The sequence below is a fragment of the Parageobacillus caldoxylosilyticus genome (assembly GCF_019272935.1).
Classification (GTDB): domain Bacteria; phylum Bacillota; class Bacilli; order Bacillales; family Anoxybacillaceae; genus Saccharococcus; species Saccharococcus caldoxylosilyticus.
Map to the genome: position 1 here is coordinate 2432837 of NZ_CP040553.1, position 14659 is coordinate 2447495.

17 protein-coding genes are annotated in these 14659 nt (G+C 46.0%); 14 read left to right on the top strand and 3 right to left on the bottom strand.

The features are described from left to right. The first annotated feature begins 14 nt into the window (after positions 1-14). Positions 15-872, top strand: coding sequence for a YtnP family quorum-quenching lactonase (locus tag BV455_RS12415; RefSeq protein ID WP_218687246.1), 858 nt, complete (start codon positions 15-17; stop codon positions 870-872). Between the two features lie 30 nt (positions 873-902). On the opposite strand, the gene BV455_RS12420 is transcribed toward BV455_RS12415, so the two are convergent. Continuing rightward, a complete protein-coding gene (locus BV455_RS12420) occupies positions 903-1199 on the bottom strand; it encodes a PepSY domain-containing protein (RefSeq protein WP_061578761.1) in 297 nt (98 codons plus the stop codon). A 129-nt stretch (positions 1200-1328) separates the two neighbouring features. Between BV455_RS12420 and BV455_RS12425 the strand changes: the two genes are divergently transcribed. From BV455_RS12425 to ccpA, 13 genes are all read left to right on the top strand, one after another. After that, complete coding sequence (locus tag BV455_RS12425; RefSeq protein ID WP_042407676.1) at positions 1329-2405, top strand: M42 family metallopeptidase; 1077 nt, start codon at positions 1329-1331, stop codon at positions 2403-2405. 61 nt (positions 2406-2466) lie between these two features. Next, a complete protein-coding gene (locus tag BV455_RS12430; protein ID WP_081159883.1) occupies positions 2467-2985 on the top strand; it encodes a DUF84 family protein in 519 nt (172 codons plus the stop codon). Then, a complete protein-coding gene (locus BV455_RS12435; RefSeq protein ID WP_223845349.1) occupies positions 2960-3340 on the top strand; it encodes a thioredoxin family protein in 381 nt (126 codons plus the stop codon). The genes BV455_RS12430 and BV455_RS12435 overlap by 26 nt, the downstream gene beginning before the upstream one ends. Positions 3341-3355: 15 nt before the next feature. After that, the gene (locus tag BV455_RS12440) at positions 3356-4156 is read left to right on the top strand and encodes a DUF1444 domain-containing protein (RefSeq protein ID WP_081159881.1); all 801 of its coding nucleotides are present in this window, start codon (positions 3356-3358) and stop codon (positions 4154-4156) included. A gap of 20 nt (positions 4157-4176) precedes the next feature. After that, entirely contained in the window at positions 4177-4785 is a 609-nt protein-coding gene (gene ytpR / locus BV455_RS12445; protein WP_042407670.1) for a YtpR family tRNA-binding protein, read from the top strand. A gap of 73 nt (positions 4786-4858) precedes the next feature. Continuing rightward, entirely contained in the window at positions 4859-7039 is a 2181-nt protein-coding gene (locus BV455_RS12450; RefSeq protein WP_081159878.1) for a DNA translocase FtsK, read from the top strand. Between the two features lie 197 nt (positions 7040-7236). Further along, positions 7237-8538 carry a UDP-N-acetylmuramate--L-alanine ligase gene (gene murC, locus BV455_RS12455; RefSeq protein WP_017434928.1) on the top strand — a complete coding sequence of 434 codons (1302 nt, stop codon included), beginning with the start codon at positions 7237-7239 and terminating at the stop codon, positions 8536-8538. Continuing rightward, the gene (locus tag BV455_RS12460) at positions 8516-8674 is read left to right on the top strand and encodes a hypothetical protein (RefSeq protein ID WP_017434929.1); all 159 of its coding nucleotides are present in this window, start codon (positions 8516-8518) and stop codon (positions 8672-8674) included. The genes murC and BV455_RS12460 overlap by 23 nt, the downstream gene beginning before the upstream one ends. Before the next feature lie 34 nt (positions 8675-8708). After that, on the top strand, positions 8709-9158 hold the full coding sequence (locus BV455_RS12465; RefSeq protein WP_061578759.1) for a DUF948 domain-containing protein: 450 nt from the start codon (positions 8709-8711) through the stop codon (positions 9156-9158). Next, positions 9145-9540, top strand: coding sequence for a YtxH domain-containing protein (locus BV455_RS12470; RefSeq protein ID WP_017434931.1), 396 nt, complete (start codon positions 9145-9147; stop codon positions 9538-9540). Before BV455_RS12465 ends, BV455_RS12470 begins: the two co-directional genes overlap by 14 nt. A 5-nt stretch (positions 9541-9545) precedes the next feature. Further along, complete coding sequence (gene ytxJ, locus BV455_RS12475; RefSeq protein WP_017434932.1) at positions 9546-9881, top strand: bacillithiol system redox-active protein YtxJ; 336 nt, start codon at positions 9546-9548, stop codon at positions 9879-9881. A gap of 552 nt (positions 9882-10433) precedes the next feature. Further along, positions 10434-11516, top strand: a complete 1083-nt coding sequence (locus tag BV455_RS12480) for a bifunctional 3-deoxy-7-phosphoheptulonate synthase/chorismate mutase (protein WP_017434934.1) — start codon at positions 10434-10436, stop codon at positions 11514-11516. Positions 11517-11774: 258 nt separating this feature from the next. Beyond that, the gene (ccpA, locus tag BV455_RS12485) at positions 11775-12770 is read left to right on the top strand and encodes a catabolite control protein A (protein ID WP_017434935.1); all 996 of its coding nucleotides are present in this window, start codon (positions 11775-11777) and stop codon (positions 12768-12770) included. A gap of 39 nt (positions 12771-12809) precedes the next feature. Here the strand turns inward: ccpA and BV455_RS12490 are convergent, their stop codons facing one another. Then, positions 12810-13988, bottom strand: a complete 1179-nt coding sequence (locus BV455_RS12490) for an acetoin utilization protein AcuC (RefSeq protein ID WP_042407665.1) — start codon at positions 13986-13988, stop codon at positions 12810-12812. Beyond that, complete coding sequence (locus BV455_RS12495; RefSeq protein ID WP_017434937.1) at positions 13985-14629, bottom strand: acetoin utilization AcuB family protein; 645 nt, start codon at positions 14627-14629, stop codon at positions 13985-13987. The genes BV455_RS12490 and BV455_RS12495 overlap by 4 nt, the downstream gene beginning before the upstream one ends. Between the last annotated feature and the right edge of the window lie 30 nt (positions 14630-14659).

Sequence of the window (14659 nt, forward strand, 5' to 3'; positions counted from 1 at the left end):
TGAGGTGATGGGAAATGGAGCAATTAAAAGTAGGAAAAATCACATTGACATGGTTAAACGGAGGGGTAACTCATTTAGATGGCGGCGCGATGTTCGGGGTCGTTCCCAAGCCACTTTGGTCGAAAAAATATCCGTGCAACGACAACAATCAAATTGAATTGCGCACCGATCCTATTCTTGTGCAGGCGGATGGAAAAAATATGCTGATTGAGTCCGGCATCGGCAATGGCAAATTGTCGGATAAACAAAAGCGCAATTTCGGCGTTACGGAAGAATCATCGCTCGAGCAATCACTTGACCAGCTCGGTTTAACAACCGATGATATTGATATCGTGATGATGACGCACATGCATTTTGACCACGCATGCGGTTTGACCAAATGGGAAGGAGACCGGCTCGTTTCGACGTTTCCGCGCGCGCAAATTATTACGTCGCAAGCAGAATGGGATGAAATGAGACAGCCAAACATCCGCTCACGCAATACATATTGGAAGGAAAACTGGGAGCCGATTGCCGAGCAAGTTGTTCCGTTTGAAAAAGAAAAGGAAGTCGTTGGTGGCATCAAAATGATACATACAGGCGGGCATAGCGACGGACATTCGATTATCGTGATGGAGTCGGACGGGGAAATGGCAATTCATATGGCTGATTTGTTAGGGACACACGCCCACCAAAACGTACTATGGGTGATGGCATACGACGATTATCCGATGACATCTATTTTTGCCAAACAAAAATGGATTCCATATGCTATTGAAAAGCAGGCTTGGTTTACGTTTTATCATGATGCGTACTATCGCGCCTTAAAATGGGATGAAAACGGGAACATCGTCGAACATGTAAAGCGTAACCAGTCCGTAAGGCTTGTGTAGGCGGATGCCTTGCCAAAAGCATCCGCTCATCTACAGCTGTTTTACGTCGATCATCGTTCCTGTATAGGCGTCGATGACAAATTCATACTGCGCGCCATCGCGGCAAACACCGCCTTTATAAATAGTATAGCGGATGTTGTTTTTTTCGTACGTTTCTGGTGTGATTTGAATCCAGGAGCCGCTGATCGGCGCAGATTGCCCAAATGCCGCCTTTGCTAAAGAAAGTGCTTTTTTTGCAGAAATCATCTGCCGGTCCAATTGTGCCTTGACGGCGTAGGCGGCGGCAAATCCAAGAGCGGCGCCGGTGATAAACTTTTTCCAACTCATGACGTAAAACCTCCTCTGTGCATTTGATACCGTTTAGTATATCGTATTTTGGCGGAAAATGTAAGAAAAGTGGAAAACCATTTCACGATTCGCTACAATAAAATCAAGAAGAAAAAGGGGTTAGTGGAGATGAATGTGGAGACACTTCAATTGTTTCAAACACTAACGGAATTGCCGGGAGCGTCGGGAAATGAACATGCCGTGCGCCACTTTATGAGGAAGGAACTGGAAAAATACGCTGATGAAGTGGTGCAGGACCGGCTTGGCAGCATTTTTGGCGTTAAGCGCGGCGATGAAAACGGCCCTACCGTGATGGTGGCGGGGCATATGGATGAAGTCGGATTTATGGTCACCGCCATTACCGATAATGGCATGATCCGCTTTCAACCGCTCGGCGGCTGGTGGAATCAAGTATTATTGGCGCAGCGTGTACAAATTATTACCGACCACGGCCCGGTCATCGGCGTCATCAGTTCGATTCCGCCGCATTTGCTAAACGAAGAACAGCGCAACAAACCGATGGAGATCAAAAACATGCTGATTGACGTCGGCGCCGACGATCGCGAAGACGCGAAAAAAATGGGCATTAAACCAGGACAGCAAATCGTGCCGATTTGTCCGTTCACCCCAATGGCCAATCCAAAAAAAATTTTGGCCAAAGCGTGGGACAACCGCTACGGATGCGGGCTGGCCATTGAATTGCTGAAAGAGCTAAAAAACGAGAAGCTGCCAAACGTATTATACTCCGGGGCTACGGTTCAGGAAGAAGTCGGACTTCGCGGGGCGCAGACGGCAGCGGCAATGATTCAGCCAGATATCTTTTTTGCGCTGGATGCAAGCCCTGCCAACGATATGACGGGTGATGAAAAGGGATTTGGCCACCTTGGCAAAGGGGCGCTTGTCCGCATTTATGACCGCTCGATGGTCACCCATCGCGGCATGCGCGAATTTGTGCTAGATACGGCAGAAACACATGGCATTCCATATCAATTTTTCGTTTCACCAGGAGGCGGAACGGACGCCGGACGCGTACATATCGCAAACAGCGGCGTGCCATCGGCTGTCATCGGCATTTGTTCCCGCTATATTCATACACATGCATCCATTATTCATGTGGATGACTATGCAGCCGCAAAAAAACTGCTGGTCGAACTGGTCAAGCGCTGCGATCGGGCAACGGTGAATGCGATTAAGAAAAATAGCTAAACATGGTGAGAAGTCTTGCGCGACAAGACTTCTCTTTTTCCGTGCAAAGGAGTGAAATGCGTTGCAAACCATTGCAATCGGCACAACCAATCAAGCGAAAGTAGCAGCGGTTCGAGAAGTTTTTGGTCCAGATCGTTATACGCTCATCCCAACGAATGTGCCATCGGGTGTTTCCGCCCAACCGCTTTCCGATGAGGAAACGCGTCAAGGTGCGATCAATCGCGCCAAACATGCGCTCGAAAAAGAGCAGGCCGATATCGGCATCGGGTTGGAGGGCGGTGTAATGGAGATCGATGGAGAGCTATGGCTGTGCAATTGGGGAGCGCTTGTCGACCGGGACGGTGCAGTCATTGCCGCCAGCGGGGCACGCATTCTCCTCCCTGCCGAAGTGGCAGAAGGAATTCGCAGCGGCAGAGAGCTTGGCGACGTCATGGCGGAATATACAGGAAAATGCAACATTCGCCATCAGGAAGGAGCCATCGGCGTGTTTACGAATGGCCATGTCGACAGAGCCAGCATGTTTCGCCACATTGTCCAGCTTCTTGCCGGCCAATATGAATTTTTTTGTCAAAACCGCTGATTCGCGATATGATAAAAGGGTACAGAAGGGGGTTTCACGGATGAAAACCATTGAAACAGCAACACAATATGAAAAGGTGAAAAATACAGCGAAAGCGATTTTTGTATTTTCGGCGGATTGGTGTCCGGATTGCCGCTTTATTCAGCCGTTTCTACCGGAAATCGAAAAAACGTTTTCCGATTATGAGTTTTATTATGTCGATCGTGACCAATTGCTCGAAGTATGCCAGCAAGAAAATGTATTTGGTATTCCAAGCTTTATTGCCTATGACCATGGAAAAGAACTCGGCAGATTTGTCAGCAAAGACCGCAAAACGAAAGAGGAAGTCGAGCAGTTTATCCGCAGCCTGTCATAGCTAGGGGGCGCAGCGATGGACAGCAAACAAATGTATGAGGAAATCAAAAAACGGCTTGCCCATCATCACGATTGGGTTTTCCAATTGGACCGGAAAAACGATACGCTCCGCATTGAAGCAAAAGAAACGAAAAAAGGAGTCACCATTTCGCTTCCCGGCGTCATTGCGAAATGGCACGAACAAAAAGAGGAAGCGATTAACGAAATGGTATATTATGTAGAACAAACGTTAAATACGATGCATGAGGAGCATTCGCTTTCCGGCAAAGAAAAAGATATTTATCCGGTGATTCGTTCCACCTCGTTTCCGACGAAAACGAAAGAAGGAATTTCCCTTCTTTATGACGACCATACGGCGGAAACGCGCATTTATTATGCGCTCGATTTAGGCAATACGTATCGTCTCATTGATGAAAAGATGGTGGAACAGGAACAATGGGACAAGGAACAAATAAAACAAATCGCCCGTTTTAACGTTCGTTCGCTCGATGTAAGCGTCAAAGAAGACAAAGTTGCCGGAAACACGTTTTATTTTGTAAATACCAATGACGGCTATGACGCAAGCCGGATTTTGAATGATGCTTTTTTGGCGAAAATGAGCAAGAAAATTACAGGAACAATGGCGCTCGCTGTGCCTCATCAAGATGTGCTCATTATTGCCGATTTGCAAAATGAAGTCGGATATGATGTGCTGGCGCAAATGACGATGAGCTTTTTTGCCAACGGGCGAGTGCCGATTACTGCATTATCATTTCTATACGAAGAAGGAAAATTAGAGCCGATTTTTATTTTAGGGAAAAATTATCGCAAAAAATAATAGAAAGAGGGTGGCTTACAGTGAATGTATTTTACAATCGAGAAGGTGTCGGCGATGTATTGCTTGTTTCTGTAAAACCGACTCAGCCGGAGCAGAGGGCGTTTGAAAAAAAGGGCGATGTTGTCCGCATCTTTGATGAACAAACGGGAGAAACGGCAGGCTATAATATTTTCCGGGCTTCCACCTATCATCCTTTTGCCGGCAACGGCTTGTTGGAGCTGAATGAAGAGCTTGTTGCTGTCATTAACGAGATATTGAAAAAAAATGGATGGGACGAAACGATCGAAGCCGATCTTTCGCCAAAGTTTGTCGTCGGTTATGTCAAAGAGAAAAAGAAACATCCAAATGCCGATAAACTGAGTGTATGCCAAGTGGATGTCGGAACAGAAGTATTGCAAATTGTATGCGGGGCGCCAAATGTGGCAGAAGGGCAAAAAGTTGTGGTCGCCAAAATCGGCGCCGTCATGCCGAGCGGGCTGATCATTCAGGAAACGGAATTGCGCGGAGTCCCGTCATACGGAATGATTTGTTCGGCGAGGGAATTGGAATTGCCAAACGCTCCACAAGAAAAAGGCATTTTAGTATTATCCGATGAGTACGAAGTAGGACAACCATTTACTTGGCAATAATAAGATAGTCACTAGACTGGTTTCTAGTGACTTTTTTTCCGAAAACGAATGGAACAGAAAGAGTGATTTAACAATGAAATGGCTTAAACGGATGATCCGCTACTGGCTGGATTCAGACGAAGAACCAACAGCTTCCTCCGGTCAGCAGCACCGTGACCGGTCGGCGGCTTCACAACTGAATGCGAAAGTAGTGTATCAATACCCAAAAGGAAACTTTCGTTTTCCGCTTATTCCGGATGAGCGACCAGCAAGACGATGTTTTTCATCATTTGAGCAGGAATATGAGGAAAACGGTCAAGCTGTTTCGCGCCGCCGCAATGTACCGAAATACGACCAAAGCGAGCAGGACAATGACAAAAAACCATTCCGTCCTTCCGAGGTGTTGTCGCCTGTTTATGGGTATAATAGAAAAACAGCGAAAAAGAACGATCCTGTCGTTGAATGGGAGCTGCCATCTCATTCCAAAGATGATGCGATGGATCTAGTAGATTCATCTGTATCGGAAAAAGCGGAAACAGGTGGGCATTTGATGTCGCCGGAATGCTTAAATAATGAAAAGGAGATAAGCGCTGGTGCGGTTCAAGAAGAGAAAGAAGAAACGGATTTGCCAAACAGCGGCGACGAACAACAAGAAATGATAGATGGGGAAAAAGAGGCTTCTATCCAAGAAGCAGAGCAGCCTAAAAAGGCAGAGGAAGAAACTGAGCCAAAACACGGCGATGAAACAAAACAGCGACCTTCTCCGTCGCGTTCTCGCATTCCTTACAATGTCATCATGCTAAAGCAAGACAGGAAAAAGCGGGAAGAAAAAAGGAAATCTGTTAGCAGCGGATATCAGTTTCCGTCTTTATCGTTGCTAGAGAGTCCACAACAGCGCCACGAAAGCGATGAGCAATGGATTCGCGAGCAATGTGAGCGGCTGAACCGGACGTTTGCCAGTTTTCATATCGGCGCGAAAGTCGTCAATACGACACAAGGGCCGACGGTGACGCGCTTTGAAGTGCAGCCCGATTTAGGAGTGAAAGTGAGCAAAATTACAAATTTAGCCGATGATATTAAATTGAACTTGGCGGCAAAAGATATTCGCATCGAAGCGCCGATTCCGGGAAAGCGTACGATCGGCATTGAAGTTCCAAACGTAAAAAGCCGTCCCGTTCTGATTCGCGAGATTTTAGAAAGCGGGGCGTTCCGCAATAATCCATCGCCGCTGACGGTTGCGCTTGGACTCGATATATCAGGGGCGCCGGCAGTCACCGATTTAAAAAAGATGCCGCACGGATTAATTGCCGGAGCGACCGGTTCAGGGAAAAGTGTGTGCATCAATGCGATCATTGTCAGTTTGCTGTACAAAGCCGTCCCACATGAAGTGAAATTGCTGCTGATTGATCCGAAAATGGTCGAGCTTGCCCCGTATAACGGCATTCCACATCTTGTCAGCCCGGTTATTACCGATGCCAAAGCGGCGACAGGAGCATTAAAATGGGCAGTGGAAGAAATGGAGCGGCGCTATGAGCTGTTTGCTCATGCAGGCGTCAGGGATATTGAAAAATACAACGAGCTCGTGAAACAAAAAGGCAGCCTAGAGCACCATCTTCCGTATATCGTCATTATCATCGATGAACTGGCTGATTTAATGATGGTGGCCCCGGCTGATGTCGAGGAGGCGATTTGCCGCCTCGCTCAAAAAGCAAGGGCGTGCGGCATTCATTTAATCGTCGCCACCCAGCGTCCGTCCGTCGATGTGATTACTGGTTTAATTAAAGCAAATATTCCGACGCGAATCGCTTTTTCTGTTTCTTCGCAAGTGGATTCGCGTACGATTATTGACACAAACGGCGCGGAAAAATTGCTTGGGCGCGGCGATATGCTGTTTTTGGAAAACGGCTCATCCAAAGCAGTTCGGCTGCAAGGAAGTTTCGTATCAGATGAAGAAATTGAACGGGTCGTCGCCCATGTAAAAGCGCAGATGGGGCCTTCCTATTTGTTTCAACAGGACGATTTTGTAAAAAAGACGGCGATCGGACAGGAAGAAGACGAACTTTTTTATGAAGCATGCCAATTTGTCGTTCAGCAAGGTGGAGCTTCCACGTCCAGTTTGCAGCGGCATTTCCGCATCGGCTACAACCGCGCCGCCCGTTTAATTGAAATGATGGAGCAGCAAGGCATTATTTCCGAAGCGCGCGGCAGCAAACCGCGAGAGGTGTTAATTAGTGAAGACGAATTGGCGAATTGGCAAGAAAATAGTATGATATGATCATTAATGGATTGATCCTATTGTGTACAATATAGAAGGAAAGTTTCGCCTCACTTCCGATACGCGATAGTTTTTAGGAACGGGCCATGTTATAATGGTGTAATGTGAGCATGCATATCGTAAAATGAAATAAATGGCAAAACTAGATGAATATCATATACTGTCTTACAGATAGATGATTGTTGGAGGGCTTAGCGATGACAGTTTATCATTTTGTTGGCATTAAAGGAACGGGGATGAGCGCGTTGGCGCAAATTCTTCACGATATGAATTATACGGTACAAGGTTCGGATGTTGAGAAGCGCTTTTTTACGCAAAAAGCATTAGAGGAGCGGGGAATTCCTATTTTGCCCTTTAGCAAGGAAAATATTAAGCCAGGCTATACGGTGATTGCAGGCAACGCCTTTCCGGATACACATGAGGAAATACAAGCTGCGCATGAATTAGGGGTGCCTGTCATCCGGTACCATCGTTTTTTAGGAGAATTTATTCGCAAGTTTACCAGCGTTGCAGTTACCGGTTCACACGGAAAAACAACAACGACCGGTTTACTTGCCCATGTGATGCAAGGTGCGCATCCAACGTCGTATTTAATTGGGGATGGAACGGGAAAAGGGATAGAAGGAAGCAAATATTTTGTATTTGAGGCGTGCGAATATCGCCGCCATTTCTTATCCTACTTTCCAGATTATGCAATTATGACAAACATTGATTTTGATCATCCCGACTATTTTGCCAATATCGACGATGTATTTTCAGCGTTTCAAGAAATGGCCCTGCAAGTAAAAAAAGGAATTATCGCCTGTGGGGATGATGAATACTTACAAAAAATCCAAGCGAAAGTGCCTGTTCTGTTTTACGGATTTGGCGATGATAATGATTTCCAAGCGCGTAACGTGGTGAAAACGACAGAAGGTACATCGTTTGACGTGTTTGTCCGCAATACGTTTTTTGCTTCGTTCGAAATTCCGCGTTTTGGCGACCATAACGTCTTAAACGCGCTTGCCGTCATTGCCCTTTGCCATTATGAAGAGATAGACGTCCGCATTATTCAAGAAAAGCTAAAAACGTTTCAAGGAGTAAAGCGGCGTTTTACTGAAAAGGTGTTTGGCGACCAAATTTTAATCGATGACTACGCCCATCACCCGCGGGAAATTATTGCAACGATTGAGGCGGCAAGACAAAAATATCCAGGTCGCGAAATCGTGGCGATTTTTCAACCGCATACGTACACGCGGACGCAAGCGTTTTTGCGAGAGTTTGCCGAAAGCTTGCAACGGGCCGATCAAGTGTATTTATGCGACATATTCGGCTCAGCGCGTGAGCATCACGGCAAACTGTCGATTCACGACTTGCAGGCGCAAATTCCAAACTCCCGCCTCCTTCAAGAGGATGATACATCCGTATTAAAGCAACATGCCAACGCTGTACTTATTTTTATGGGTGCGGGCGATATTCAAAAGTTTCAGGAAGCGTATGAGCGCACGGTTCATTTATAATATGGCAAGGATGACTGGAAAAAGAACAAGCGAGCTAGGCATTCTATCGGCCGGCTCGTTTTTTGTCCACATTGATGTCGAATTTGCAGGAATTTACCGCATTAGCGTCGAACGTTTGAAAAGAATGCAGATGTAGGGAGATAAAGCGAAACTAGCAAGGAGGAAGTTTGGTGAAAATTATTTTATACGCCAGCATCGCGCTTATTGCCGTCTCTTTTTTCATATTAGTCATTTATATTGCCAGAACATTGACGGTATTGCAAGAAACAATCCGCCGTTTGGCGGCGACCATCGACCATTTAGACAAGGAAGTGCAGGGCATTACGACGGAGACAACGCAGCTTTTGAAGAAAACGAACGCACTTGCTGATGATGTGCAGAAAAAAGTAGAGGGATTGAATTCGCTCGTCCATGCCGTCAGTGATGTCGGTGCCACCGTCCAGTCGTTCAACCGTTCCCTGCGGCAATTTTCGTCCGCGGTGACGACGAAAGTAGAAACCCATCGCGAAAAAATGGTAAAAGTTATGCAGTGGGGAAATGCTTTTATCGAAATATGGGAAAAATGGAGAGAAAGGAAACAAAAAAAGACGAAGGAGGTTGTACTGGATGGCAAAAAATAATGGAGGATTTTGGTTAGGTGCAATCGTCGGCGGGATTGCCGGTGCGATGACGGCGATGTTTTTAACAAGTGAAAAAGGAAAGCAATGGCTTGCGGAAATGAATGAAACAGGAAAACTGGAGCCGGTGAAAACGACGGCGACGGAGTGGCTCGAAGTAGCAAAAGAAAAAACCAAAGAGGTAACAAAATTTATTCCGCTTGGAAAAACGGACGAAAAGATGTCTTCGACAACCGCAGAAACGACGACGGAAGCACCGTCAATTCCAATTCCGCCATCGGCAAGTGAAAAGGATAAAGAAAATATCGAGAAGCTGCTGAAAGAGGCAGAGGAAGCCTTTAATGATGCCGAACAAAAAATGCAAAAACAAAACGATGCGGAGTGATGGCCATGGGAATGGAGAAACTGGAGACGATTGAGCAATTCGAAAAAGTGATGAAAGCGGGGAAACGGTTTCTATTCATCAAGCATAGCCTCACCTGTCCAATCAGCCAGGCGGCGTTTCGGGAATATGAGAAGTTTGTTTCCAATCATCCAGAAGTGGATACCTATTATTTGTATGTGCAAGAAGCGCGCCCACTTTCGAACTATATTGCCGAAACGTTTGGCGTCAAACACGAATCGCCACAAGCGCTATTGTTTGAAAATGGAACTGTCGTATGGCACACATCACACTGGAATATTACGTATGATGCATTGAAAGAACAAGTAATTCAAGCATCATAAGCAGGCATTCCATGGCGGGATGCCTGCTTTATAGTAGTTTTCGGTAAACGAAAAGGAAAGAGCGATGGTGGAGTTAGGAATATCGTTAATAGTGGTTGGCATCGCCATGTTGTTCCTTTCATTTCCTGGAATGTTGGGAGATTGGAAAGAACTGTAGTAACATCAACGAAAAATGCTTCTTTTATTGAGGAAAGTTACTGGTTCGGCAGCAGCGATTGCGGCGTTTGTATTTCTTTCGCATTTGTTATTATTTTCGGTGGAGCATTGATTTACATGCATGTACATTTAATGAACCGGATGCGAATAATAAAAAGGACATGGACCTCCTCACATTTTCTTAAGGATGTTCATGTCTTTTTTCATGTGTTTCCGCGCGATTGGACATCCATTCCCCGGTCGCTTTCACGTTCCTACAGCGTTTCTCATAAAATGCTTTATTGCTTAAAAGCGTTTAATAAATAAAGCGATTTTTGGTGACAATTGCTCCTCTATCTATTATAATAATGACTAATTACAAAAACTGTACTACATTTGACGAAAGGATGAGAAAGCATGAGCAATGAGAGATTAGATGAGCTACGGGCAAAGGTAGATGAGATTAACTTACAAATTTTAAAATTAATTAATGAACGCGGGAGACTTGTTCAAGAGATTGGAAAAATCAAGGAAACGCAAGGGACCTATCGCTACGATCCTGTGCGTGAACGGAAGATGCTTGATTTAATTTCCGAGCATAACGACGGACCGTTTGAAACATCAACGCTGCAGCATATTTTTAAAGAAATTTTTAAAGCCGGCCTTGAACTGCAAGAAGATGATCACCGTAAAGCCTTGCTTGTATCGCGCAAAAAACATCCGGAAAACACGATTGTCGAGGTAAAAGGAGAAAGAATCGGCGACGGCAAACAATATTTTGTTATGGGACCGTGCGCGGTGGAAAGCTATGAACAAGTTGCGGCGGTTGCAGAAGCGGTGAAAAAACAAGGACTAAAACTGCTCCGCGGCGGCGCCTACAAACCGAGAACATCGCCATATGATTTCCAAGGGCTAGGCGTCGAAGGACTAAAAATTTTAAAACGTATTGCCGATGAGTTTGACTTGGCAGTGATCAGCGAAATTGTCACCCCTGCCGATATCGAAATCGCGCTTGACTATATTGATGTCATTCAAATCGGCGCGCGCAACATGCAAAACTTTGAACTGTTAAAAGCGGCCGGTCAAGTGAATAAGCCGATTTTATTAAAACGCGGGCTGGCAGCGACCATCGAAGAGTTCATTAATGCGGCGGAATACATTATGTCGCAAGGAAACGGGCAAATTATCCTATGTGAGCGCGGCATTCGCACGTATGAACGGGCAACAAGAAATACGCTGGACATTTCGGCGGTGCCGATCTTGAAGAAAGAAACCCACTTGCCTGTATTTGTCGATGTTACACATTCGACGGGACGCCGCGACTTGCTCATCCCTTGTGCTAAAGCTGCATTGGCGATCGGAGCCGACGGGGTGATGGCCGAAGTGCATCCAGATCCGGCGGTGGCGCTGTCCGACTCGGCGCAGCAAATGGATATTGCCCAATTTAACGAATTTATGGAAGAGGTAAGAGCGTTCCAGCGGCAAATGGTAAGAGCGTAATATTGGTCCCCCCTCCGGCAATCTGCCGGAGGGGGAAGTTTTTTGCTTTCAGAAAAAATTGAGCTACATATGAAAATAGAAAGCAGGCAGAGGGTAACATATACATAGTATCATTCATGAATTGTTTGTGAACACAGTAGCAAAATAGTTGCCAATTCGTTGCGATTTAGCGATAATGTATCGTATGATATTTTTACATACGGTGGGAAAATACCAATCGATGTGGATGTTGATTTATAAAAAAGAGGAGTGAAGCCAATGAACGTAACGATTTACGATGTGGCACGGGAAGCAAACGTATCGATGGCGACGGTTTCCCGTGTCGTAAACGGAAACCCAAACGTAAAGCCATCCACAAGAAAAAAGGTATTGGAAGCGATCGAACGTTTAGGCTATCGTCCAAATGCGGTGGCGCGCGGGCTGGCCAGCAAAAAAACGACAACAGTCGGAGTGATTATTCCTGATATTTCTAGCATCTTTTTTGCTGAACTGGCGCGCGGCATCGAAGATATTGCAACGATGTACAAATACAACATCATTTTAAGCAACTCCGATCAAAATAAGGAAAAAGAGCTGCATTTGCTTAATACGATGTTGGCCAAACAAGTCGATGGCATTTTGTTTATGGGCGGAACGATTACGGAAGAGCATGTCAATGAATTTCAAAAATCGCCGGTGCCAATCGTGCTGGCGGCTACGATTGAATCGAACAATACGATTCCATCAGTGAACATCGATTATGAACAAGCTGCCTTTGAAGCGGTTACTTATCTTGTAGAAAAAGGTAACAAACGGGTCGCCTATGTGACAGGACCGACGGATGATCCGATTAACCAAAAGAAACTGGCAGGATACCGGCGCGCTCTAGAAACGCATGGAATAGCCTATGACGAAGAGCTTGTAATTGAAGGCGATAACTCTTATGATTCCGGCATTGAAGCGTATGAAAAAATCGCCGAGTTAGCGGAGAAGCCAACCGCTGTGTTCGCCGGAACCGACGAGATGGCGCTTGGCATTATCCATAGCGCACAAGACCATGGCGTGCGCGTTCCTGATCAATTAGAGGTAGTTGGTTTTGACAATACGCGGCTGGCGACGATGGTGCGCCCTCGTTTAACAACGGTAGTGCAGCCGATGTATGATATCGGTGCAGTAGCGATGCGGTTATTGACCAAATATATGAACAAAGAACAGGTGGAAAACCATATTGTCGTGTTGCCGCATCGCATCGAATATCGTGAATCCACAAAATAAAGAAAAGGGGCTCAACCAAATTGGTCAAGCCCCTTTTCTTTATGTGGACTGATTCGCTTTTTGCCTCTGGCTTCGAATCGGATATAATGCCTTTTCCACCGTTTGTGCATTTTTTTCCGTAATTTCTGCTTTGCGCGGAATTGGCGGGTATAGGGATTCTGGATCATCCCATTGTTGCGGCAGTGGGACTGGCGAAAGCGCTTGCCATTTGTCAAGCCATGATTTTGGCAAGTTGTCGGAAACGTTTGATTGTTCTGTCATTTCCAGCCAAATAAGCGCCCATGCCCGCGGAACGACGCGCCAAATATCATAACCGCCGCCGCCAACTGCAATCCAACGCCCGTCGCAATATTCATGGGCGATTTGGTGAGCAAGCTTCGGAATCACGCGGTACGTTTTCATCGTTACGGATAAATGAGTAAGTGGATCGTAATAATGGGCGTCCGCGCCATTTTGCGTCAAAATGACATCAGGACGGAAAAAGTCGGCAATTTCCCGCAACGCTTGCGTATAGGCGTCAATCCAAGATTCATCTTCGGTGAATGCGTCAACAGGAATGTTAAACGAATACCCATATCCTGCCCCGTGTCCGCGCTCATTTACATTTCCCGTCCCTGGAAATAAGTAGCGCCCCGTTTCATGAATCGAAAATGTACACACATTTGGGTCGTCATAAAAAGCCCATTGAACACCGTCTCCATGATGGGCATCGGTGTCAACATACAGCACACGCAGCCCATATTTTTCTTGAATGTATTTGATTGCGACAGCGCTGTCATTGTAAATGCAAAAGCCCGATGCTTTGCCGCGGAAGCCGTGGTGAAGCCCGCCGCCGAGGCTTAGCGCATGTGTTGCTTTTCCTGATAGCACAAAGTCGACCGCCGTTAAGGTGCTCCCGACTAATAGAGCGCTTGCTTCATGCATATTCGGAAAAATGGGGGTATCTTCTGTCCCTAGCCCATAGTTTAGGGCGATTTGTTCCGAAAGTTCTCCTCTGCCGGCAGCCTTGACTGCTTCGATATAGGAGTGGTCATGAATTAAAGCGAGTTCTTCGTCCATTGCGATTCTAGGCGCTACAATTTGTTCATCGTCTAAAGCGTTCATCGCGCGCAACAAATCGTACGTAAGTTTAACCCGCAGCTGGTTAAATGGGTGCTCGTCATGAAATTTATATTGAAGAAAATCGTCGCTGTAAACAAATACACAGTCTTTTTTCATGATGAAACCCCCGGCAAGTTCGGCCATAATACGGTGTAGCCGGCATTTCTTAAATCGTTGATAATTCCGATTGGGTTCATTGTTTGCACGCGAAACACAAGGATTTTGTAATTTTCATCTTGATCGGGATATAAAAGAACGCTGGCGATATTGATATGCCGCTTGGCGATAATCGCTGCTGCTTTGCTTAACATCCCGCTTTCATTGGGCACTTTAATTTCAATGTGCGAGCCCGGCTGATGCGCGCCCGTGAGCTGAATGAGAGTGTATAATAAATCGGTTTCCGTCACGATGCCGACGAGTTTGCGGTCTTTGACGATCGGCAGACAGCTGATTTTATGCTCGTAAAACAGCGCCGCCACTTCCTCGACAAAATCGAGAGGATGTCCGACGATAACGTCTGTTTTCATAATCATGCTGACTGGTTTTTGTAAGTCTTCGAGGTGTTCATGAATTCGGAAAATGGAAGGGCTTACATCGCGGATATCGCGATCGGTCACAATGCCGACAACATGGTTTTCGGCATCCACAATCGGAATATGACGAATGCGGAGTTGCCGTACTAACTGAATCGCTTCGGCAATCGTATTAGTCGGCTGCAGAGTGATGACAGGCGTTTTCATAATTTGTTCGACAATCATTTATTCCTCTCCCCTTTGTTGTCAAGAACG